We start from the raw sequence: 20121 nt of genomic DNA, 5'->3' as shown, positions 1-20121 counted from the left end.
GGGACCTGCCCGTCCGACGACGGCACGGTGGGCACATTCCGGCTCTGTGCCGGAACGAGCTGCGATATGGAGCCCAGCAACAGGCATGCGAAAACGTGTGCAAGAGGCTTCAATTTCCCTCTCCCAGTGAACATCTGCGTCGGCAGTAAGCCACGCTACATATGTACAACGTAGCATGAGCTCTACTGGGATGTCGCACTTTTGTCCCGTCTGTTTGAGCCCGAGAGGAAATTGGCAAAACTGCCGAAAAAGTCGGCTACTGTGTCAGCTTCACGATCAACTTGCCGAAATTGCGTCCCTGCAGCAGGTCGATGAAGGCTGCCGGCGCCTTGTCCAGCCCTTCGACGATGTCCTCGCGGTAGCGCAGGCGCCCATCCCCTACCCACCCCTGCGCTTCCTGCAGGAAGGCGGGCCGCAGCTCGGCAAACTCGCGCTGGATGAAGCCGCGGATGTTCAGGCTCTTCGTCAGCACGTCGCGCATGAGCAGGGCCAGCCGGTCGACGCCGGGCGCAGCCTGCGGCAAGGCGTTGTACTGGGCAATCAGGCCGCACACCGGCACCCGGGCGAAGTCGTTCAGCAGCGGGAATACCGCATCCCACACCTTGCCGCCGACGTTCTCGAAATACACGTCGATGCCTTGCGGGCAGGCGCTTGCGAGCTGCTGCGCGAAATCGGGCGCGCGGTGGTCGACCACGGCGTCGAAGCCCAGCTCGTCGCGCACGAAAGCGCATTTGTCGGGACCGCCCGCGATGCCGACCGCACGCGCACCCTGGATGCGGGCGATCTGCCCCACCGCCGAGCCCACCGCGCCGCTCGCCGCGGCCACCACCACGGTCTCGCCCGGCCGGGGACGGCCGATCTGCAGCAGGCCCGCCCAGGCCGTAAAACCGGGCATGCCTAGCACGCCGAGCGCTGTGCTGGGCGGCGCCGCCGCGGGGTCGAGCTTGCGCAGTCCAAGGCCATCGGACAGCGCATAGCGCTGCCAGCCCGAGTGCGACAGCACGATGTCGCCCACCGCATACTGCGCGTGGCGCGATGCGATGACGCGCGCCACGGTGCCGCCTTCCATGACGGCGCCGAGCGCGACCGGCTCCGCATACGATTTCGCATCGTCCATCCTGCCGCGCATGTAAGGGTCGAGCGACAGGTACAGGATTTCCAGCAGCAGCTGGCCATCGGCGGGAACCGGGCAAGGCTCCTCTACAATGCGGAAGTTGTCCGGCCGCGGCAGGCCCTCGGGACGTGAAGCGAGCAGGACCCGCTGGTTGCGTGCTGGTGTCATCGTCGGCATCCTCCAAAAAATAAGGAACAGACAATCCTACGCCGGATCGGGAAATTTTTCCGAAACAAGCCTTCGGCACAAAGCCCACATCCTCGTCGACGATTACAAGAACTTACAGAAATCGACGACGTCTGCCTTCTCAACAGTTCGCGGCACTTGTACCATAGCCGTCATTCCCGTTTCATTACTCTTCATTAGAAAAGCACCATGACCTTCACCACCCTGTCCCGCGCGCTGTGCCTGGCCGCCTTCGCTGCCGCCGTCGCTGCTCCTGTCCACGCCACCAGCTTCACCTCGTCCGCCTCCAGCGCGGGCTCGGCCTCGTCGGGCAGCATCTCCGACTCGATCGGCGCGTCCAGCAACAGCTCGAGCGGCGAAGACCGCGTGGCCGCGGGCGAATACCGCGTGATCGACATCGCCCAGGCGCCGGGCAAGGTGGATACCACCCGCATGACCCTGCGCGCGGTCGCTGCCGGCCCGGTGCGCGAATTCACCCTCGACGTCCCGAACCGCGCGCTGGCCGAACGCGGCGTTGGCAAGGGCGAACTGGTGCAGGTCAGCGAACGCGTGTACGGCTTCGACTTCGCCCACGCCGACACCAAGCGCTCCTTCTTCCTGGCGCTGCAGGACGACTGGTACCGCGACCTGGCTTCGCGCAAGGTCACGATCTAAGCAATGTTCAGCAAGTTCGCCGCTGCCGCGCTCCTGCTGGGCGCGAGCGCGGCAGCGCAGGCCGGGCTGCCGGCCTTCTGCCAGCAGTCGATCGACATCAGCGCCGCCGAGCAGGACCGCGTGCTGCGCTTCGCCGGCGCGGTCAAGACCGAACTGGAACGTTCGGGAGCGCGCGTTGCCGTCATCGCGCGCGCCGGCCTCGACCTGAGCCGCTTCGGCCAGCTGTATTCGCACGCCGGCATCGCCCTGCGCGACAATCCCGGCGGCCCCTGGGCCGTGCGCCAGCTGTATTACGCCTGCGACGAATCGCGCCCGCGCCTGTTCGACCAGGGCGTGGCCGGCTTCGCGCTGGGCGCCGACGCGCCCATGCGCGGCCATATCTCGCTGGTCTTCCTGCCTGGCGAAGACGCCGCCCTGCTCGAAGACGCGGCGCTGGACAAGCGCCTGGCCCTGGCCCTGCTGGGCGGAGAGTACAGCGCGAATGCCTATGCCTACGGCACCCGCTACCAGAACTGCAACGGCTGGGTGGCCGAACTGCTCGCCAGCGCCTGGGGCGCGCGCGCGGATGGCGGCGCCGGCACCCACCCGCGCGAGGACGCGCAGGGCTGGCTGCGCACGCAGGGCTATACCGCCGGCCCGGTCCGGATTCCCTCGCACTGGCTGATGTTTGCCGGGCAGTTCGTGCCCTTGGTGCACATGAACGACCATCCGGTCGAAGACTTGCACGCGCTTGCGATGCATACGAGCGTGCCGGCCTCGATCGAAGCCTTCGTGCGCCGCCGGGCGCCGCAAGCGCGCCGCGTCGAGCTGTGCCATACGCAGGACCGCATCGTGGTGCGGCGCGGCTGGGAGCCGCTGGGCGCCGCCTGCGAGCCGGCGCCGGGCGACGACGTCATTCCACTGAACTGAACACCATCCAGGTTCTTCAGCCACGCACAACAAAAAGCCCCGCTCGCAGCGGGGCTTTTTGCAGAAACCGGTAGGGCTTACTTGGCGGCGTCCAAACATGAGGGTCAGGTCTGACATTCAGACACGAACTCGAGCGTTACCTTGCCGTATTGCTCAGCCCGTGTCCAAATGTCAGACCTGACCCCGACGTATGCACGAAACAAAAAGCCCTGCTCGTAGCAGGGCTTTTTGCAGAAACTGGTAGGGCTTACTTGGCGGCGTCGGCCAGCTTGCGCAGCACGGCGGGCGATACCGAGTCGCGGCCACGGCTGAGCTGGTAGAGGGTCCAGAGGTCGCCGCCGCTATTGTGGGCCGTGATGGGGGCCGGGGTAAGGAAGAGGCTGCGGATGAAATTGACGATGGTGGCCATGATGTTATTTCCTGAGATCGCTATGGAGTAACTCCAGTATGCGCCCTTTCAGATAGAAATCAAATTGCGATCCATGATGATCGCCATTCATGAATCAACTATCTCTCGCACATGATTATTTGCTCACACATTTGTGCAAATGCATTGTGTGTTACACTCCAGTTCGCTGGTCAAGGCCAGTGTCAATATCCCTCTCGCCAGTAAGGGCCATAGCGCGGTGCGACAGTCTCGCAGCGATTGGTCCATACTGAACGCCTGTCATGCAGGCGATCCGTCAAGGTCAAGGTGGCAGTGCATGCCCGGCAAACCATGCCCAGGCTACTGCTTCACCGACCCTGCCTGCGGCTACGCCCGGCCCTCCTGCTGGCCGGCGCCCGCACGCATCAATAAGGAGAACTCATGCAATTGCTCTGCTCTGCGGGCTTTATTTTTCTTATCGTCCTATGGGGCATTATTGCCCCGGACAACATGGCCGCCGTCTTCTCGGAGATGCTTGCGGCACTCACCCGCAACTTCGGCTGGTTCTACCTGTGGGTCGTGCTGGCCCTGGTCCTGTTCGCCGCCTTCGTCGCCTTCAGCCGCTACGGCGACCTCAAGCTCGGCGGCGAGGACGACGAACCGGAATTCACGGTGGGCAGCTGGTTCTCCATGCTGTTCGCCGCCGGCATGGGCATCGGCCTAGTGTTCTGGGGCGTGGCCGAACCGATTTCCCACTACGTCACTGCGCCGCCGGGTGTCACGGCCGGCACGCCGGAAGCGGCCAACGCCGCCATGCGCTACGTGTTCTTCCACTGGGGCATCCACCCCTGGGCCGTGTACAGCGTGGTGGCGCTGGCGATCGCCTTCTTCCAGTACAGGCGCGGCGGCAATTCATTGATCAGCACCGTCACCAGCTCGCTGCCCTGGCGTCCGATCCGCGCCATGTCGGGCCTGTTCAACGGCCTGGCGATCGTGGCCACGGCCTTCGGCGTCGCCGCTTCGCTCGGCGTCGGCGCGCTGCAGATCAACAGCGGCCTGAATGCCGTGTTCGGCGTCGCCATCAGCCCCACCGCGCAAGTCGTCATCATCATCGTGACCGCCGCCATGTTCCTCACCTCGGCCATCTCCGGCGTCGAGAAGGGCATCAAGTTGCTGTCGAATGCCAACATGATCGTGGCGGCGCTGCTGGCCGTCGCCGTGTTCCTGCTCGGGCCGACGGTCGCGATCATCGACACCTTCACCAATACCCTGGGCAGCTATGCCAGCGAACTGGTCCGGATGAGCCTGCGCTCGACGCCTTTCCGCGACAGCAGCTGGGTCGGCAACTGGACCATCTTCTACTGGGCCTGGTGGATCTCGTGGTCGCCGTTCGTCGGCCTGTTCATCGCGCGCGTCTCGCGCGGCCGCACCATCCGCGAATTCATCCTCGGCACCGTGCTGGCGCCCTCGCTGGCGGCCTTCATCTGGTTCTCGATCTTCGGCGGCACCGCGCTCTACCTGGAGATCTGGCAGCACGTTCCGCTGGCCGAAGCCGTCAAGGCAGACCTGGCCACGGCGCTGTTCGCTCTGTTCGACGCCATGCCTTTCGGCCAGATCATGTCGGTGGTGGCCACGCTGCTGGTGGTGGTGTTCTTCGTCACCTCGGGCGACTCGGCCGTGCTGGTGCTGGGCATGATGAGCCAGGACGGCAACCCGAACCCGACCACCCGCGTCAAGCTGGTCTGGGGCACCCTGATCGCCGGCATCGCCATCAGCCTGCTGCTGGCGGGCGGGATCGACGCCGTGCAGACCGCCACCATCCTGTTCGCCCTGCCCTTCGCACTGGTGATCGTGCTGATGGTCATCGCCCTGTGGCTGGGGCTGCGTGACGACTGGGAGGAAGAAGCACGCCGCGAACGCGCCCTGCGGCGCAAGATGCGCGAGATGGCGGCGCGCTAGCCGCCCCGGGGGAGGGGCTGGAGGACGCGCGTGCCCGGGCTGTAGCCAAACTGGTATCATGCGCGTTTTCCGGACCCTGGCCGCACTTTGTCCGACAGCGCGCCCGTCCGCCACCCTACAGAACATCAAGAATGAACACACCGACCCAACTGCCTGGCTTCTTCGGCCGGCTTTCGATCGCCTTCGGCAGCTTCTTCAAATCGCTCGGCGATGCCGAGTTCGCCGCGCGCGTGCGCGATGACGCGGTAGGCCCTGCCGTGGTTCCCACTCCGGCGCCGACGCCTGCCCCGACCCTTGCCCCGACGGCTGCACCGACGCCGGCCCCTACCCCGGCGCCGACGCCTGTGCCAACTCCTGCGCCGCTGCGCGCCCCGAGCGCCGAGTCGGCCCTGCAGCTGCTGAGCCTGCTACAGCGCGAAGCCCGCCTGATCGACTTCACCCAGGAAAACCTGAGCGCCTATTCCGACGCCGACATCGGCGCCGCCGCCCGCGTCGTGCACGAAGGCTGCGCGCGCGTGCTGCGCGAGCACTTCACCATCGAACCGGTGCGCGCCGAAGCCGAAGGCAGCCGCATCACGCTGGAAGAAGGCTTCGACGCGGCCAGCGTGCGCCTGACCGGCAACGTGGTCGGCCAGGCGCCGTTCAAGGGCAGCTTGAGCCACCGCGGCTGGCGCGCTACCAAGGTCCAGCTGCCGCAGTTGGCCGAGAAGCATGACGCGCGCCTACTGGCGCCGGCGGAGGTGGAACTGTGAGCGACGTCCAGAATGCCCCTCAGTTGGCCCGGTATGCCATCGGCATCGACCTCGGCACCACCCACAGCGCCCTCTCGTATGTCGACCTGCAGGCCAGCGACGGCGAGAAGACCGTCGACGGCGTGCTGCCGGTTCCGCAGCTGAGCGGGCCGGGCACCGTCGAGGCGCTGCCGCTGCTGCCCTCCTTCCTCTACCTGCCGCACCCGGACGAACTGGCCGCGGGCGAGACGGCGCTGCCCTGGAGTGCGGGCGGCGAAGGCTTCATCGCCGGCGAAATGGCGCGCAGCCGCGGCGCCACCACCCCGATCCGCCTGGTGTCCTCGGCCAAGAGCTGGCTGAGCCACCCGAGCGTGGACCGGCGCGCCGCGATCCTGCCGCACGACGCGCCGGAAGAAGTCACGCGCGTCTCGCCGCTGGAGGCCTCCACCCGCTACCTGGCGCACCTGCGCCAGGCCTGGAACGCCGCGCATCCGGACGCGCGTTTCGAAGAGCAGCAGGTCACCGTCACCATTCCGGCCTCGTTCGACCCGGGCGCGCGCGAACTCACCGCCGAGGCAGCCCGCAACGCCGGCTTCGCTCCGACCCTGCTGGAAGAGCCGCAGGCGGCCCTGTACAGCTGGATCCAGGGAAGCAAAGGCGCCTGGCGCAAGCAGGTCAAGCCAGGCGACATCGTGCTGGTCGTGGACGTGGGCGGCGGCACCAGCGACTTCTCGCTGATCGCCATCCTCGAGCGTGAAGGCAAGCTCGAACCGCACCGCGTGGCGGTGGGCGACCACATCCTGCTGGGCGGCGACAACATGGACCTGGCCCTGGCCCACTTCGTGGCGCGCAAGCTCCAGGCGAACGGCACCCAGCTCGATTCCTGGCAGATGCGCGCCCTCACCTACGGCTGCCGCAGCGCCAAGGAACACTTGCTGGCCGACGCCAACGCCACCGTGTGGCCAATCGTGGTGCCGAGCCGCGGCTCGAAACTCATCGGCGGCTCGATCCGCACCGAACTCACGCGCGAGGAAGTGTCCGCCTTCATCCTAGAGGGCTTCTTCCCGCGCGTGGAGGCTGCAAGCCGTCCGGCCACGCGCCAGCGCGCCGGCCTGACCCAGGTCGGCCTGCCCTATGCGCAGGACGCCGCGATCACCAAGCACCTGGCCGCCTTCCTGGCGCGCCAGGCCGGCGCCACCGCGGAGCTGGAAGGTTTCGCAGGCCGCGTGAACGCGGAACACACTTTCCTGCACCCGAGCGCGGTGCTGTTCAACGGCGGCGTGTTCAAGTCGAACATCCTGGCCCAGCGCGTGATGGACACCATCAACGACTGGCTCTACATGGAAGGCGCCGAGCCGGCGCGCATGCTCGAAGGCGCCGACCTCGACCTGGCGGTGGCGCGCGGCGCGGCCTACTTCAGCTACGCGCGGCGCGGCGGCGGCGTGCGCATTCGCGGCGGCACGGCCCGTTCCTACTACGTCGGCGTGGAATCCTCCATGCCGGCGATCCCCGGCATGGAGCCGCCGATCGAAGCCCTGTGCGTGGCGCCCTTCGGCATGGAAGAAGGCAGCGAACTCGAACTGCCGGGCCAGGAATTCGGCCTGGTGGTGGGCGAGCCGGTCACCTTCCGCTTCTTCGGCTCCACCACGCGCCGCCAGGACCGCATCGGCGAGGTGCTCGAGTTCTGGGGTCCGGACGAGCTGCAGGAGATGAACGAAATCCAGGCGACCCTGCCGGCGGAAGGCCGTGTCGCGGGCGACGTGGTGCAGGTCAAGCTGCACGCGCTGGCGCTTGATACCGGCACCCTGGAACTGGCTGCGGTATCGCGTGAAGGCCAGCGCTGGAAGATCGAGTTCGACGTCCGCAACGCGCCCGACCAGCAGTGAAGCCGCAGTGACGCAATACCTCGTCAGCATCGACCTGGGCACCACGAATACGGTGCTCGCTTATGCCCTGCCCGGCGCGGCAGAGGTCGATCTGCTGGCGATCGAGCAGCTGGTGGCGCCCGGCGAAGTCGCTGCGGCGCCGCTGCTGCCCTCGATGCGCTATCACCCCGCCGAGGGCGAACTCGCTCCCGGCGAACTCCAGCTCCCCTGGAGCCAGCAGGACCCGGCCGGCGTCGAACGCGTCGCCGTTGGCCGGCTGGCGCGCGTGCTCGGCGCGCAAACGCCCGGACGGCTGGTGGCCAGTGCCAAGAGCTGGCTGTCGCATGCGGGCGTGGACCGCATGGCGCCCATCCTGCCCTGGGGCGCCGAGGATGCGGACGTGGCGAAGGTGTCGCCGGTCGCGGCCAGCGCCAGCTACCTGGCGCACCTGCGCGCGGCCTGGAACCGGCGCTTTCCCACCGCGCCGCTGGAAGCCCAGCAGATCGTCCTCACCGTGCCCGCCTCCTTCGACGAGGGCGCACGTGCGCTTACGCTCGAAGCGGCGCGCATGGCCGGCCTGCCCGAGCTGCGCTTGCTGGAGGAACCCCAGGCCGCCCTCTACGACTGGCTGTACCGCCACCGCGCCAGCCTGGCCCAGGACCTGGCCCAGACGCGCCTGGTGCTGGTGGCCGACGTCGGCGGCGGCACCACCGACTTCAGCCTGGTCAAGGTGGAACTGGAACAGGATGGCCAGCCCAGGCTCACGCGCATCGGCGTGGGCAACCATTTGATCCTGGGCGGCGACAACATGGACCTGGCGCTGGCGCACCTGGCCGAATCGCGCCTGGGCAATCCCGAACGCCTGTCCGCCGGCCGTCTTGCACAGCTGACGGAACGCTGCCGCGCGGCGAAGGAACAGCTGCTTGCACCCGATGCGCCGGAACAGGTGAACGTGACCCTGCTGGGCAGCGGCGCGCGCCTGATCGGCGGCAGCCGCTCGGCCACCATCACGCGCGAGGACGCGCAGCGCATCGTGCTCGACGGTTTCCTGCCGCCGAACGAAGCGCAGGAGCCGGCCAAGCGGGCGAGAGCCGGCATCGTCGAATTCGGCCTGCCGTATGCGAGCGATCCGGCGATCACGCGCCACCTCGCCGGTTTCCTGCGCCAGCATGCCCAGGCCGCGCGCGAAGCGCTCGGCAAGGTGGACGACACTGAGGATGACGGCGCGCTGCCGGTGCCGGACACCCTGCTGCTCAACGGCGGCGTGTTCCGCGGCGCGGCGCTGGCCCAGCGCCTGGCGGACGTGCTGACACACTGGCGCGGCGCGCCTGTCCTGGTGCTGCACAACGAGGACCCGGATGTGGCGGTGGCACGCGGCGGCGTCGCCTACTCGCTGGCGCGCACCGGCCAGGCGCCGTCGATCGAAAGCGGCTCGGCGCGCAACTACTACCTGCTGCTCGACGCGCAGCAATCCGGCGACACGCTGCGCGCGGTCTGCCTGCTGCCACGCGGCGGCCCCGCCGGTGAAGAAGTCCGCCTGGCGGGCCGCAGCTTCGCCCTGCGCCTGGGGCGGCCGGTACGCTTCCACCTGGTTTCAATGACCGCCGACCCGGGCGGCGTACTGCCGCAGCCGGGCGATTTGCTCGACCTGCCGGCGGCCGACATCGTGCGCCTGCCCGCCATTTCGACGGTCCTGCGCAGCAAGCGCAGCACCGACATTCCTGTGCAGCTGGCCACGGTACTGTCCGAGGTAGGCACGCTCGAGGTCTTCTGCGTGGCCGAGGAAGACGCGACCCAGCGCTGGCGCCTCGAGTTCCAGCTGCGTGCGCAAGATGAGGAGCCAACGGAGGACCTCAATCTGCCGCCGGAACTGGACGACGCCATCGCACGCATCGACCGCATCTTCGGCAACCGTTCGCAGCAGGTCGACCCGCGCGAGGTGCGCCAGCTGCGCGCCTCGCTCGAACACCTGCTGGGCGGACGCGAACGCTGGACCACGCCGCTGCTGCGCCGCCTGTTCGACGCCCTGCTGGCGCGCGCCAGGGGCCGCCGCCGCTCCGCCGAGCACGAGCGCGTGTGGCTGAACCTGGCCGGCTACTGCCTGCGTCCCGGCTTTGGCCATCCGCTCGACGAATGGCGCATCGAGCAGCTGTGGGCGATGTTCGAGACCGGGATCCAGTACCACAAGGACAGCCAGGTGCGCGCCGAATGGTGGACGCTGTGGCGGCGCGTGGCCGGCGGCCTCTCCGTCGAAGCCCAACTACGCCTGCTCGACGACTTCGCCTTCAACCTGCAGGCCGACGAATCCGAGCGCGGCCGCCGTCCGGTGACGCTGGTCGACGGCAGCGAGGACGACATGCTGCGCGTCGGCGCTTCGCTGGAGCGCATCCCGTCCGCCTACAAGGCCGAGATCGGCGACTGGCTCGTCCAGCAGATCATGGAGATGCCGCCGGGGTCCAAGATCGATGCGCGCGCCGCGGCACGCTACGGACGCTACCTGTGGGCCCTGGGACGCGTGGGTGCACGCCAATCCTTCCACGGCGCCGCCCACGAGGTAGCGCCCAGCGCCTCCGCCGAAAGCTGGCTGGGCCAGCTCCTGCAGCTCGACTGGAAAAAGATCGAGCCGGCCGGTTTTGCCGCCGCCCACATCGCCCGCATGACCGGCGACCGCTCGCGCGACATCGGCCAGGCAGTGCGCGACGAGGTGCTGCGGCGCCTGTCGTCCAGCGGCGCGCCGGCCAGCTGGTCGGCCATGGTCCGCGAGGTGGTCGAACTCGACCAGGCCGTCGAGACCCGCATGCTGGGCGATGCGCTGCCGCCGGGACTCAAGCTGCTGCGCTAGCAAAACACGAAATCCTCGTTCGACTTCGGCAGCGCGCACATCACGGCACGTACGCTGAACCACGCAAACCCCGCAACGGGAACCAGCAGCAACCAGAACGCAGACATGATCGACTCCTTCAGCTCAGCTCGATTTCGCACACCTGTGCTAAATTAATTCAAAAAAAGGGACGGGCCCGGCCCGTCCCGCTTCGCTACCCCATCACTCCAGATCGTTGAAACTCTTGTACGTCGATATCAGGCGGTTGAACGCCCGCTGCGCCCGCCGCGGCACCGCGTTCGCGCGCAGGAAGCGCGCGTCGTGCATCACCCCGATCGCCAGGCTGTAGATCTCGAACACCAGCTGCTCGGGTTCGGTATCGGGCCGCAGGTGGCCGGCCTCCATCGCCTGCAGCACCGTCTTGCGCAGCGAGGCGCGCCAGCGCGTCACCCCGGCCTCGATACGGTCGCGCAGCGGTCCGGGCACGTCGTCGAACTCGAAGGCGCCGGCGGTGTACAGGCAGCCTCCGCGTGCGGTCTCGTTGCCGATCTTCTTCAGCCACAGCTCGACCTGCATCGTCAGGCGCGGCAGGCCGCGCGGCGACTGCAGCGCCGGCACGAACACTTCCTCGCTGAAGCGGCGGTCGTATTCGTCCAGCACCGCGTCCTGCAGGGCTTCGAGCGAGCCGACGCGCGAGAACACGCCGCTCTTGCTGATGCCGGTGCGCTTGGACAGTTCGCCCAGCGACACCTTGCCGATGCCCTCGCCAGCGGCCATGTCGTAGGCGGCCGCGAGGATCGTCGCGTAGGTGGCTTCGCTTTTGGCTGTGGTATTCATGCCCTTACTTTAGCACAGGTGTGCGAAACAGCAAGGCATTTTGTTTCTTTCCATCGAGCTAGCGAATGCCCCGTCTTGCCGATCATGGCTACCATCGTTCCGCCAGACGAGACCAGCAGGAGTGCAACCCTTATCTTCAGGAGAAAAAATGGATTCCGATAACAAGCAGAACGGCGAGACCGTGGAACCTTCGCGCCGCCGCTTCGTCAGCACCGTCGCCACCGGCCTCGCGGCCGGCGCCGCCGCCGTTCCCGCGATGGCCCAGCAAGCCACGTCGAGCGCCAACCAGCCGCCGCCCGGGCGCGCCCGCGAAGCGGCGATGCGCTACCCGGCCCCACCCTTCCCCAAGCAGGAGCAGCCCTGGCCGGGCCTGGCCAGCAAGATGACGCCGCGCCCGGACCATGGCGAAACCACCTACCGCGGCAGCGGACGCCTGGCCGGACGCAAGGCCCTGGTGACGGGCGGCGATTCGGGCATCGGCCGCGCCGCCGTGATCGCCTTTGCGCGCGAAGGCGCGGACGTGGCCATCAACTACCTGCCGGCCGAGGAGCCGGATGCCCAGGAAGTGGTGCAGCTGATCCGGCAGGCGGGGCGCAAGGCGGTCGCCATCCCCGGCGACATCCGCGACGAAACCTTCTGCCGCAAACTGGTGGACGAAGCCGTGCGCCAGCTGGGCGGGCTCGACATCCTGGTCAACAACGCCTCGCGCCAGAAGTCGGCCAACTCGATCCTCGATATCTCGACGGCCGATTTCGACTGGACCTTCAAGACCAATGTGTATGCGATGTTCTGGATCACCAAGGCCGCGCTGCCGCATCTCAAGCCGGGCAGCTGCATCATCAACACCGCTTCGCAGCAGGCCTACGATCCATCGGAGAACCTGCTGGACTATTCCATGACGAAGGCGGCCGAGGTGGCAATGACCAAGTCGCTGGCCAAGCAGCTGGCATCGAAAGGGATCCGGGTGAATACGGTGGCGCCGGGGCCGGTGTGGACGCCTTTGCAGGTATCGGGTGGCCAGACGCAGGAGAACCTGAAGAGCTTCGGTGGCGACACGCCAATGAAGCGGCCGGGCCAGCCGGCCGAGCTGGCGGCCACCTATGTGACCCTGGCCTCGGACGAGTCGAGCTACACCACCGCGCACGTCTACGGCGTATCGGGCGGCGGCGGCAACCCTTGACGAGGCCCTGAGACTGGCGCGCGGGCCGGGGCCAGCCCGCGCGCTGTGCCCCGGTTCAGCGGCGGCCGAACCAGCTCAGGCGGGCGAAAAAGGAAGCGACGGTGTTCGTGGCCGAGCGGGTCGGAATGCGTTGGCTGAACAGGCCGGTGTAGTTGCAGCGCGAATTGACGGTCATTTCTTTTCTCTCCGAAACATTACTTGGCACAATAACCACACTGGAAATACTGTTCTGTGCGCTAGCTCGCATAGCGCGCAGGGAGACCGTCGCCTGGCGCGCGCGCCCTCGCACGATTGCGCCATATCATGCGACCAGCAGGGCTGCGTTCTCCCCTGCTTCGTGGCCAACCAAGGAACCAGGAGGTGCGAGATGAGCTACGCAGATCGTGACAGATATGGCATGTACAAGGACACCCGCAGCACCGGGCCCGGCCCTGCGCTGATGGGCGCCGACACGCTGATCGGAGACAGCGTCGTCAACGCGCAGGAGGAAGACCTCGGCGACATCAAGGAAATCATGCTCGACATGCAGACCGGCCAGGTCGCCTATGCGGTGCTGGGCTTCGGCGGCTTCCTCGGCCTGGGCGAGAAGCTGTTCGCCGTGCCCTGGCAGGCCCTGCACCTGGACACCGCGAACAAGCGCATGGTGCTCAACGTGGACAAGGAAAGGCTGAAGAACGCGCCCGGCTTCGACAAGAACGCCTGGCCCGACATGAGCGACCTGAACTGGGCCAGCGGCATCCACAGCTTCTACGGCACCGATCCGCAGCGCTCCGGCGCACCCAGCATGGGGCCGGGCACGACGATGGGCGGCATGGTGGGCGGCGCCGGCAGCAGCTCCGCAATGGGCAGCGGCATGGGTTCCAGCATGGGAGCCGGATCGGCCGGCAGCACCGGCGGCGCCGGCAGCAGCCTGGGCGCCAGCGTCGGCTCGGGGAGCGTGCATGGCGACTCCTACGGCGTCGGCGGCAGCGCCGATCCGCGGCCCGGGCATGATGGGGACGACAAGGACCTGAGCCGTATCCGCGGCAGCAACATCGGCTAGCAATGATCCTGTCGGGTGGTCAGCTTCGCCGTCCGCCCGACAAACATCAACGGATCATCGACTCCCACACCTTCTGCAGGCGCTTGGCCGACACCGGCATCGGCGTGCGCAGTTCCTGCGCGAACAGCGACACCCGCAGCTCCTCCAGCATCCACCTGAATTCCGTCATGCGCGGGTCGTTGTTCTTGCCGGCCTGGTTCTTAAGCGTGCGCTGGAACTGGCTGGCCGCGTTCTGCCACTCCGCCATCAGCTGGGCGTCGCGCGAAGGATTGCCGCGCAGCTTCTCGATACGCACGTTGATCGCCTTCAGGTAGCGCGGGAAGTGCGCCAGCTGGCTGTACTCGTTGTCCGCGATGAAGCGCTTGTGGATCAGCCCCTGCAGCTGCGACTGGATGTCCTGCTGCACCGCCGGCGGCAGGCTCTGGATGCGCTTCGGCATGCCGTGGAACTCCGCCAGGATCGAGCCCACCAGGCGCGCGATCTCGTTGATCAAGAGGCCGATCCGGCCCTTGCCTTCGTCCTTGCGCTTGTTGAACTCTCCCGAGTTGATCGGCAGCGGATCCTGCAGGCAGGCGATGTCGATCGCCTTGGCGATGATCTGGTCGCGCAGGTCTTCCTGCGTGCCCACGCTCATGAACTGCATGCCCATCCCCTGCAGGCCGGGGATGTTCTTCTCGGCGAATTTCAGCTGGTCCTTCAGCTGCAGCGCGAACAGGCGGCGCAGGCCGATGCGGTGGGTGCGCGCCGCCACGTTCGGGTCGTCGAACACTTCCAGGTCGCAGTGCGTGCTCTTGTCCACCAGCGCCGGGAAGCCGATCAGGGTCAGCTTGCCCTGCGTGATCTCCAGCAGTTCCGGCAGCTCACCGAAGCTCCAGGTGGTGAGACCCGTGTGCTGGATCGCGCCCGGCGGCGGCGCAGCGGACGCGGCGCCTGATGCCTGGCCAGCCGATTTCGTGACCGGCGCATTGCCCTTCCCCCTTGCCGGAACAGGAGCGGCCGGCGCCGCCTGCAGCTTCGCAGGCGCGGCCGTCGGCGTGGCTTCCGCCATCTTCTGGAAGCTCTGGCGCGCCTGGCCGCCCAGCTCGGCCTGCAGGGTCGCCAGGTTGCGGCCCATGTCGAGCTGGCGCCCGTGCTCGTCGATCACCTTGAAGTTCATGAACAGGTGCGCCGGCAGGGTCTCGAGCTTGAAGTCGCCCGTGAGTACGCGCGCACTGGTGTGCATGTGGATGTCGGCGATCAGGGCGTCGACCAGGTCGCCCTTGGCGAAGCGCAGCGGGTCCTGGTGGCGCTCGAAGAACTTGGCCGCGTACTCCGGCAGCGGCACGCAATGGCGGCGCAGCTTCTGCGGCAGGGATTTCAGCAGCAGGTGCACCTTCTCCTTCAGCATGCCCGGCACCAGCCAGCCCGCCCGCTCCTGGGGAATCTGGTTCAGCGCGAACAGCGGCACCGCCAGGGTCACGCCGTCGCGCGGGCTGCCCGGTTCGAAGTGATAGGTCAGGGCCATCTCGATGCCGGTGACGTTCATCGTCTTCGGGAACAGCTCGGTGGTGACGCCGGCCGCCTCGTGCCGCATCAACTCTTCACGAACCAGGAACAAGAGCTTCGGGTTGTCGCGCGAGGCGTCCTTGTACCACTTCTCGAAACCCGCACCGTTCACGACCGTGTGCGGGATTTCCTTGTCATAGAAGGCGGCGATCAGCTGCTCGTCCACCAGCACGTCGAGGCGCCGCGACTTGTGCTCGAGGTTCTCGATCTCGCGCACCAGCTTGTGGTTGTGCGCATAGAAAGGCGCACGCGTCTCGTAGTCGCCCGCCACCAGCGCGTCGCGGATGAAGATCTCGCGCGCTTCAAGCGGGTTGTGCTGGCTGTAGTTGATGCGGCGGTTGCTGTACACGACGATGCCGTACAGGGTGGCGCGCTCGGTTGCGGTCACCTGGGCCTGGCGCTTTTCCCAGCGCGGCTCGCCCCAGGATTTCTTGAGCAGGTGCGCGCCGATCTTTTCCACCCATTCCGGCTGGATCTGGGCGATGGTGCGCGCGTACAGGCGCGCGGTCTCGACCAGTTCGGCCGCCATCACCCAGCGTCCCGGCTTCTTGGCGAGGTAGGAACCCGGCCAGATGTGGAACTTGATGCCGCGCGCGCCCAGGAACACCGGCTCGTCCTCGGCCTTGAAGCCGATGTTCCCCAGCAGGCCGGTGAGCAGCGCCATGTGCAGCTGGTCGTAGGTGGCCGGCGCGGCATTGAGGCGCCAGCCCTGCTCGCGCGCCACGGTGAGCAGCTGCGAATGCACGTCGCGCCACTCGCGCAGGCGCAGCTGCGACAGGAAGTTGGCGCGGCAGTTCTCCTGCAGCTGGCGGTTCGACTTCTTGTGCGCGATGGCATCCTCGAACCAGGCCCAGATCTTCAGGTAGCTGAGGAACTCGGACTTCTCGTCGGCGAACTTCTTGTGCTTCTCGTCGGCCTGCTGCTGGTACTCGATCGGACGGTCGCGCGGATCTTGCGTGGACAGCGCCGAGGCCACGATCAGCATCTCGGTCAGGCAATCGTTGTCGACCGCGGCCAGGATCATGCGGCCCACGCGCGGGTCGAGCGGCAGCTTGGCCTGCTTCTTGCCCAGCGGGGTCAGCTCATTCGCATCGTCGACCGCGCCGACTTCCTGCAGCAGCTGGTAGCCGTCGGCGATCGCGCGGCCCTGCGGCGGCTCGATGAAGGGGAAGGTCTCGACGTCGGTCAGGTGCAGCGACTTCATGCGCAGGATGACCGAGGCCAGCGAGGAACGCAGGATCTCCGGATCCGCGAACTTCGGACGCTTGTTGAAATCGTCCTCCTCGAACAGACGGATGCAGACGCCGTCGGCCACGCGGCCGCAGCGGCCGGCGCGCTGGTTGGCCGAGGACTGCGCCACCGGCTCGATCTGCAGCTGCTCGACCTTGTTGCGGAAGCTGTAGCGTTTGACGCGCGCCAGGCCCGTGTCGACCACGTAGCGGATGCCCGGCACGGTCAGCGAGGTCTCGGCCACGTTGGTGGCCAGCACGATGCGGCGCGCATTGGTGGTCTTGAACACGCGGTCCTGTTCCTCCACCGACAGGCGGGCGAACAGGGGCAGGATCTCGACGTGCGGCGGATGGTGCTTGCGCAAACTTTCCGCGCAGTCGCGGATCTCGCGCTCGCCCGGCAGGAACACCAGCACGTCGCCCGAACCGATGCGGCACAGCTCATCGACGGCGTCGACCACCGCCTCCATCAGGTCGCGCTTGTCGCGCGCGACTTGCGCCTTCGGCGCCGGCTCACCCGGTTTGGCATTGGTTGCGGTGACCGGATCGCGGTCCACCGGACGATAGCGCACCTCCACCTTGTACAGGCGGCCCGAAACCTCGATGACGGGCGCGGGCTTGTCCGGCGTGCCGAAGTGGCGCGCGAAGCGCTCGGCGTCGATGGTCGCCGAGGTGATGATCACCTTCAGGTCCGGGCGGCGCGGCAGCAGCTGCTTCAGGTAGCCGAGCAGGAAGTCGATGTTCAGGCTGCGCTCGTGCGCCTCGTCGATGATGATCGTGTCGTAGGCACGCAGCAGCGGGTCAGTCTGCGTTTCGGCCAGCAAGATACCGTCGGTCATCAGCTTGACCGAGGCGCCCTTCGAGAGCGTGTCGTTGAAGCGCACCTTGAAGCCCACGTGCTCGCCCAGCGGCGAGCCGAGTTCCTGGGCGATGCGCTTGGCGGTGCTCGATGCGGCGATACGGCGCGGCTGGGTGTGGCCGATCAGGCCCTTCTGGCCGCGGCCCAGCTCCAGGCAGATCTTCGGCAGCTGGGTGGTTTTGCCGGAACCGGTTTCGCCCGACACGATCACGACCTGGTTCTCGCTCACCGCCTTCGCGATCTCGGCGCGGCGGCTCGAGACCGGCAGGTCTTCGGGGAAGGTGATGGACGGGAGCGGGTTGCGGAATGGGATGCGCTCATCCTCACGCGGAGGGCGCTCGGCACGCTCGCGCGGCGGCTTGGCGCCGCCCTGCCCGTTCGCCGGACGCTGGCCATTGTCGTTGCGCGGCGCTGGTGCGCGGCGCGGTCCGCTGCGTTCCGCGCTACCCGGCTGCCTGGTCTGCAGTTCGCCATCGCGCGTCTGCGTCATCGGCACGCGTGTCTCGCCCTCCGGGCGTTTGCGCGGCTCGGTGGCGGAAGTGTTCTGGGATGCGGCGCGCGCCTGCTGAGGCGAAGGCTTGTTACTCTGTTCAGACATTGATTTTTACAAGGTATTTGGTGCGCACAACGCGCAGCGAATTATAATGCGGCAAATGGAAAATCCTACCCAATTCGTCCAGTGGCTGCGCTCTGTCGCGCCATACATTCACACCTTCGGCGGCAAGACTTTCGTCGTCGCCTTCCCGGGCGAACTGGTCGCAGCCGGCGCCCTGCCGGTGCTGGCCCAGGACCTGTCCCTGCTGCTGGGACTCGGCATCCGCCTGGTGCTGGTGCACGGCTCGCGTCCGCAGGTAGCGGAGCAGCTCGCCCTGCGTAACGTCGAAGGCCGCTTCCATAACGGCGTCCGGATCACCGACCCCGCCGCGCTCGAGTGCGCGAAAGAAGCCGCCGGCGAATTGCGTCTCGACATCGAAGCCGCCTTCAGCCAGGGCCTGCCGAACACCCCGATGTCGCATGCCCAGATCAGCATCGTCTCCGGCAACTTCGTCGTTGCCCGTCCGCTGGGCGTGATCGACGGCGTCGACTTCGAGCTCACCGGCGTGACCCGCAAGATCGTCGCCGAGAAGATCCAGCCGATCCTGCAGACCGAGGACAGCCTGGTGCTGCTGTCGCCGCTGGGCTTCTCGCCCACCGGCGAGATCTTCAACCTGACCATGGAAGACGTGGCCGCCTCGGCCGCGATCGCCCTGCACGCCGACAAGCTGATCTTCATTACCGAGACCGGCATGATGAGCGACGCGGCCGGCACCGAGATCCGCGAACTGTCCTCGCACCAGGCCGAAGCCGTGCTGCAGGCCGGTTTCCTGCCGCCCGATTCCGCTTTCTACCTGCGGCATGCCATCAAGGCCTGCAACAGCGGCGTGGACCGCGCCCACATCGTGCCCTTCGAGATGGACGGCTCCGCCCTGCTGGAACTGTTCACCCACGACGGCGTCGGCACCATGATCAGCCACGAGAACCTCGAGAGTCTCCGCCAGGCCACAATTGAGGACGTCGGCGGGATTATCAAGCTCATCGAACCGCTGGAAGCCGACGGCACCCTGGTATACCGCGGCCGCGAGCTAATCGAACGCGAGATCGACCAGTTCTCGGTGATCGACCACGACGGCGTGATCTTCGGCTGCGCCGCGCTCTACCCCTTCCCGGAAGCGAAGATGGGCGAGATGGCCTGCCTGACCGTGAGCCCGGACGCCCAGACCCAGGGCGACGGCGAGCGCATCCTCAAGCACATCGAGAACCGCGCCCGTGCGGCCGGCCTGACCAAGCTGTTCGTGCTGACCACCCGCACCTCGCACTGGTTCAAGAAGCGCGGCTTCGTGCCGGCCACGGTGGACGACCTGCCCAAGGACCGCCAGCACATGTACAACTGGCAGCGCCGGTCACAGGTTTTCATCAAGACTCTATAATGTCTGTCTGACCCGCATTAGCGCGTACTTAACAGATACAGGAGCAATACCATGGCCCGCACCGTCCAATGCATCAAACTGAACAAGGAAGCCGAAGGACTGGACTTCCCGCCGGTACCAGGCGAAATGGGCAAGAAGCTGTACCAGTCGGTCTCGAAAGAGGCCTGGCAGGCATGGCTGAAGCACCAGACCATGCTGATCAACGAAAACCGCCTGAACCTGGCGGACGACCGCGCGCGCAAGTACCTGGCGACGCAGATGGAACGTCACTTCTTCGGTGACGGCGCTGCCGACCAGGCACAGGGCTACGTGCCGCCGGCGGCTTAACTGATTGCTTGAACTGACACGGCAGTACTTCTGCCGTTAGCTGCGAAACCGTCGCTCCGGCGCAGGCCGGAGCCTAATTTCTGGTGCGTGCCGCTGACATCACGCGTTAGTGGTACGCGTCGAAAATTGGATTCCGGCCTTCGCCGGAATGACGTGCATCGGTAGCGTGAACAAAATTTCGGTTCGACACGCTCACATCTTCACGCACTGGCGCAATTCACAGCGCGCCATGAACACCTTCCCATCCTCGCAGCGCATCCGGTAAACCTCCACCGGTCCCGGCTCGGTCACCAGACCGGCGCCCTGCGCGCTCGTGCAGCCTTGCTGTTTCGCCAGCTTCTCGACCGTCGCCGACGACACGCCGATCCTGAAGGGCACGCGCTCGATCGGCGTGCCGTTCGGGTCGGCCAGGCCGGGAGCCGCCGGCTTGGCGGCCGCCAGAGGCGCCGGGGCCGGTTCCACCTTGCTCTTGAACAGCGTACAGCCGCCCAGCAGGACGGCGACCAGCAGCAGCGCGTGCTTCATCGGT

At 67.0% G+C, this 20121-nt stretch carries 15 protein-coding genes; 10 read left to right on the top strand and 5 right to left on the bottom strand.

All coding sequences use genetic code 11. The features are described 5' to 3' along the window. Positions 1 to 256 precede the first annotated feature (256 nt). Complete coding sequence (locus FG94_RS17160; RefSeq protein WP_036214175.1) at positions 257 to 1282, bottom strand: NADP-dependent oxidoreductase; 1026 nt, start codon at positions 1280 to 1282, stop codon at positions 257 to 259. A 207-nt stretch (positions 1283 to 1489) separates the two neighbouring features. Here FG94_RS17160 and FG94_RS17155 point away from each other — a divergent pair, with 207 nt between their 5' ends. Further along, complete coding sequence (locus FG94_RS17155; protein WP_036214174.1) at positions 1490 to 1954, top strand: hypothetical protein; 465 nt, start codon at positions 1490 to 1492, stop codon at positions 1952 to 1954. Between the two features lie 3 nt (positions 1955 to 1957). Then, positions 1958 to 2863 (top strand): DUF2145 domain-containing protein, encoded by a 906-nt coding sequence (locus FG94_RS17150; RefSeq protein ID WP_036214173.1) that lies wholly within the window; start codon positions 1958 to 1960, stop codon positions 2861 to 2863. A 247-nt stretch (positions 2864 to 3110) separates the two neighbouring features. On the opposite strand, the gene FG94_RS27690 is transcribed toward FG94_RS17150, so the two are convergent. Next, the gene (locus FG94_RS27690; RefSeq protein ID WP_161783976.1) at positions 3111 to 3272 is read right to left on the bottom strand and encodes a hypothetical protein; all 162 of its coding nucleotides are present in this window, start codon (positions 3270 to 3272) and stop codon (positions 3111 to 3113) included. A gap of 399 nt (positions 3273 to 3671) precedes the next feature. On the opposite strand from FG94_RS27690, the gene FG94_RS17145 reads away from it, so the two are divergent. From FG94_RS17145 to FG94_RS17130, 4 genes are all read left to right on the top strand, one after another. Continuing rightward, entirely contained in the window at positions 3672 to 5189 is a 1518-nt protein-coding gene (locus FG94_RS17145) for a BCCT family transporter (RefSeq protein WP_036214172.1), read from the top strand. A 131-nt stretch (positions 5190 to 5320) separates the two neighbouring features. Then, positions 5321 to 5941 (top strand): DUF2760 domain-containing protein, encoded by a 621-nt coding sequence (locus tag FG94_RS17140; protein WP_036214170.1) that lies wholly within the window; start codon positions 5321 to 5323, stop codon positions 5939 to 5941. After that, the gene (locus FG94_RS17135) at positions 5938 to 7806 is read left to right on the top strand and encodes an Hsp70 family protein (protein ID WP_036214168.1); all 1869 of its coding nucleotides are present in this window, start codon (positions 5938 to 5940) and stop codon (positions 7804 to 7806) included. The genes FG94_RS17140 and FG94_RS17135 overlap by 4 nt, the downstream gene beginning before the upstream one ends. A gap of 7 nt (positions 7807 to 7813) precedes the next feature. Further along, positions 7814 to 10627: an Hsp70 family protein gene (locus FG94_RS17130; RefSeq protein ID WP_036214166.1), complete on the top strand. Its 2814-nt coding sequence runs from the start codon at positions 7814 to 7816 to the stop codon at positions 10625 to 10627. A gap of 201 nt (positions 10628 to 10828) precedes the next feature. Here the strand turns inward: FG94_RS17130 and FG94_RS17125 are convergent, their stop codons facing one another. Then, positions 10829 to 11443, bottom strand: coding sequence for a TetR/AcrR family transcriptional regulator (locus FG94_RS17125; protein WP_036214164.1), 615 nt, complete (start codon positions 11441 to 11443; stop codon positions 10829 to 10831). Between the two features lie 148 nt (positions 11444 to 11591). Here FG94_RS17125 and FG94_RS17120 point away from each other — a divergent pair, with 148 nt between their 5' ends. Both FG94_RS17120 and FG94_RS17115 read left to right on the top strand, forming a co-directional pair. After that, positions 11592 to 12623: an SDR family oxidoreductase gene (locus tag FG94_RS17120; RefSeq protein WP_036214162.1), complete on the top strand. Its 1032-nt coding sequence runs from the start codon at positions 11592 to 11594 to the stop codon at positions 12621 to 12623. Between the two features lie 367 nt (positions 12624 to 12990). Beyond that, a complete protein-coding gene (locus tag FG94_RS17115; protein WP_036214160.1) occupies positions 12991 to 13665 on the top strand; it encodes a PRC-barrel domain-containing protein in 675 nt (224 codons plus the stop codon). A gap of 46 nt (positions 13666 to 13711) precedes the next feature. Here the strand turns inward: FG94_RS17115 and hrpA are convergent, their stop codons facing one another. Beyond that, entirely contained in the window at positions 13712 to 17896 is a 4185-nt protein-coding gene (gene hrpA / locus FG94_RS17110; protein ID WP_229445973.1) for an ATP-dependent RNA helicase HrpA, read from the bottom strand. Between the two features lie 55 nt (positions 17897 to 17951). On the opposite strand from hrpA, the gene argA reads away from it, so the two are divergent. Further along, positions 17952 to 19265 (top strand): amino-acid N-acetyltransferase, encoded by a 1314-nt coding sequence (argA, locus tag FG94_RS17105; RefSeq protein ID WP_027864370.1) that lies wholly within the window; start codon positions 17952 to 17954, stop codon positions 19263 to 19265. Positions 19266 to 19316: 51 nt separating this feature from the next. Further along, the gene (locus tag FG94_RS17100) at positions 19317 to 19592 is read left to right on the top strand and encodes an oxidative damage protection protein (protein ID WP_027864371.1); all 276 of its coding nucleotides are present in this window, start codon (positions 19317 to 19319) and stop codon (positions 19590 to 19592) included. Between the two features lie 192 nt (positions 19593 to 19784). On the opposite strand, the gene FG94_RS17095 is transcribed toward FG94_RS17100, so the two are convergent. After that, positions 19785 to 20117, bottom strand: a complete 333-nt coding sequence (locus FG94_RS17095) for a hypothetical protein (protein WP_036214156.1) — start codon at positions 20115 to 20117, stop codon at positions 19785 to 19787. Positions 20118 to 20121: the final 4 nt, after the last annotated feature.

Origin of the sequence: Massilia sp. LC238, from assembly GCF_000735635.1 — a bacterium.
GTDB classification, from domain to species: domain Bacteria; phylum Pseudomonadota; class Gammaproteobacteria; order Burkholderiales; family Burkholderiaceae_D; genus Telluria; species Telluria varians.
Note: the sequence above shows the minus strand (reverse complement) of the source record. Positions and strands in the feature narration are given on the sequence as shown.

What these genes read in the sequence shown, in the direction of transcription:
- FG94_RS17160 (WP_036214175.1), bottom strand. Translation starts at nt 1,282, where the DNA reads ATGACACCAGCACGCAACCAGCGGGTCCTGCTCGCTTCACGTCCCGAG.
- argA (WP_027864370.1), top strand. Translation starts at nt 17,952, where the DNA reads ATGGAAAATCCTACCCAATTCGTCCAGTGGCTGCGCTCTGTCGCGCCA.
- FG94_RS17145 (WP_036214172.1), top strand. Translation starts at nt 3,672, where the DNA reads ATGCAATTGCTCTGCTCTGCGGGCTTTATTTTTCTTATCGTCCTATGG.
- FG94_RS17150 (WP_036214173.1), top strand. Translation starts at nt 1,958, where the DNA reads ATGTTCAGCAAGTTCGCCGCTGCCGCGCTCCTGCTGGGCGCGAGCGCG.
- FG94_RS17125 (WP_036214164.1), bottom strand. Translation starts at nt 11,443, where the DNA reads ATGAATACCACAGCCAAAAGCGAAGCCACCTACGCGACGATCCTCGCG.
- FG94_RS27690 (WP_161783976.1), bottom strand. Translation starts at nt 3,272, where the DNA reads ATGGCCACCATCGTCAATTTCATCCGCAGCCTCTTCCTTACCCCGGCC.
- hrpA (WP_229445973.1), bottom strand. Translation starts at nt 17,896, where the DNA reads ATGTCTGAACAGAGTAACAAGCCTTCGCCTCAGCAGGCGCGCGCCGCA.
- FG94_RS17120 (WP_036214162.1), top strand. Translation starts at nt 11,592, where the DNA reads ATGGATTCCGATAACAAGCAGAACGGCGAGACCGTGGAACCTTCGCGC.
- FG94_RS17115 (WP_036214160.1), top strand. Translation starts at nt 12,991, where the DNA reads ATGAGCTACGCAGATCGTGACAGATATGGCATGTACAAGGACACCCGC.
- FG94_RS17140 (WP_036214170.1), top strand. Translation starts at nt 5,321, where the DNA reads ATGAACACACCGACCCAACTGCCTGGCTTCTTCGGCCGGCTTTCGATC.
- FG94_RS17100 (WP_027864371.1), top strand. Translation starts at nt 19,317, where the DNA reads ATGGCCCGCACCGTCCAATGCATCAAACTGAACAAGGAAGCCGAAGGA.
- FG94_RS17095 (WP_036214156.1), bottom strand. Translation starts at nt 20,117, where the DNA reads ATGAAGCACGCGCTGCTGCTGGTCGCCGTCCTGCTGGGCGGCTGTACG.
- FG94_RS17155 (WP_036214174.1), top strand. Translation starts at nt 1,490, where the DNA reads ATGACCTTCACCACCCTGTCCCGCGCGCTGTGCCTGGCCGCCTTCGCT.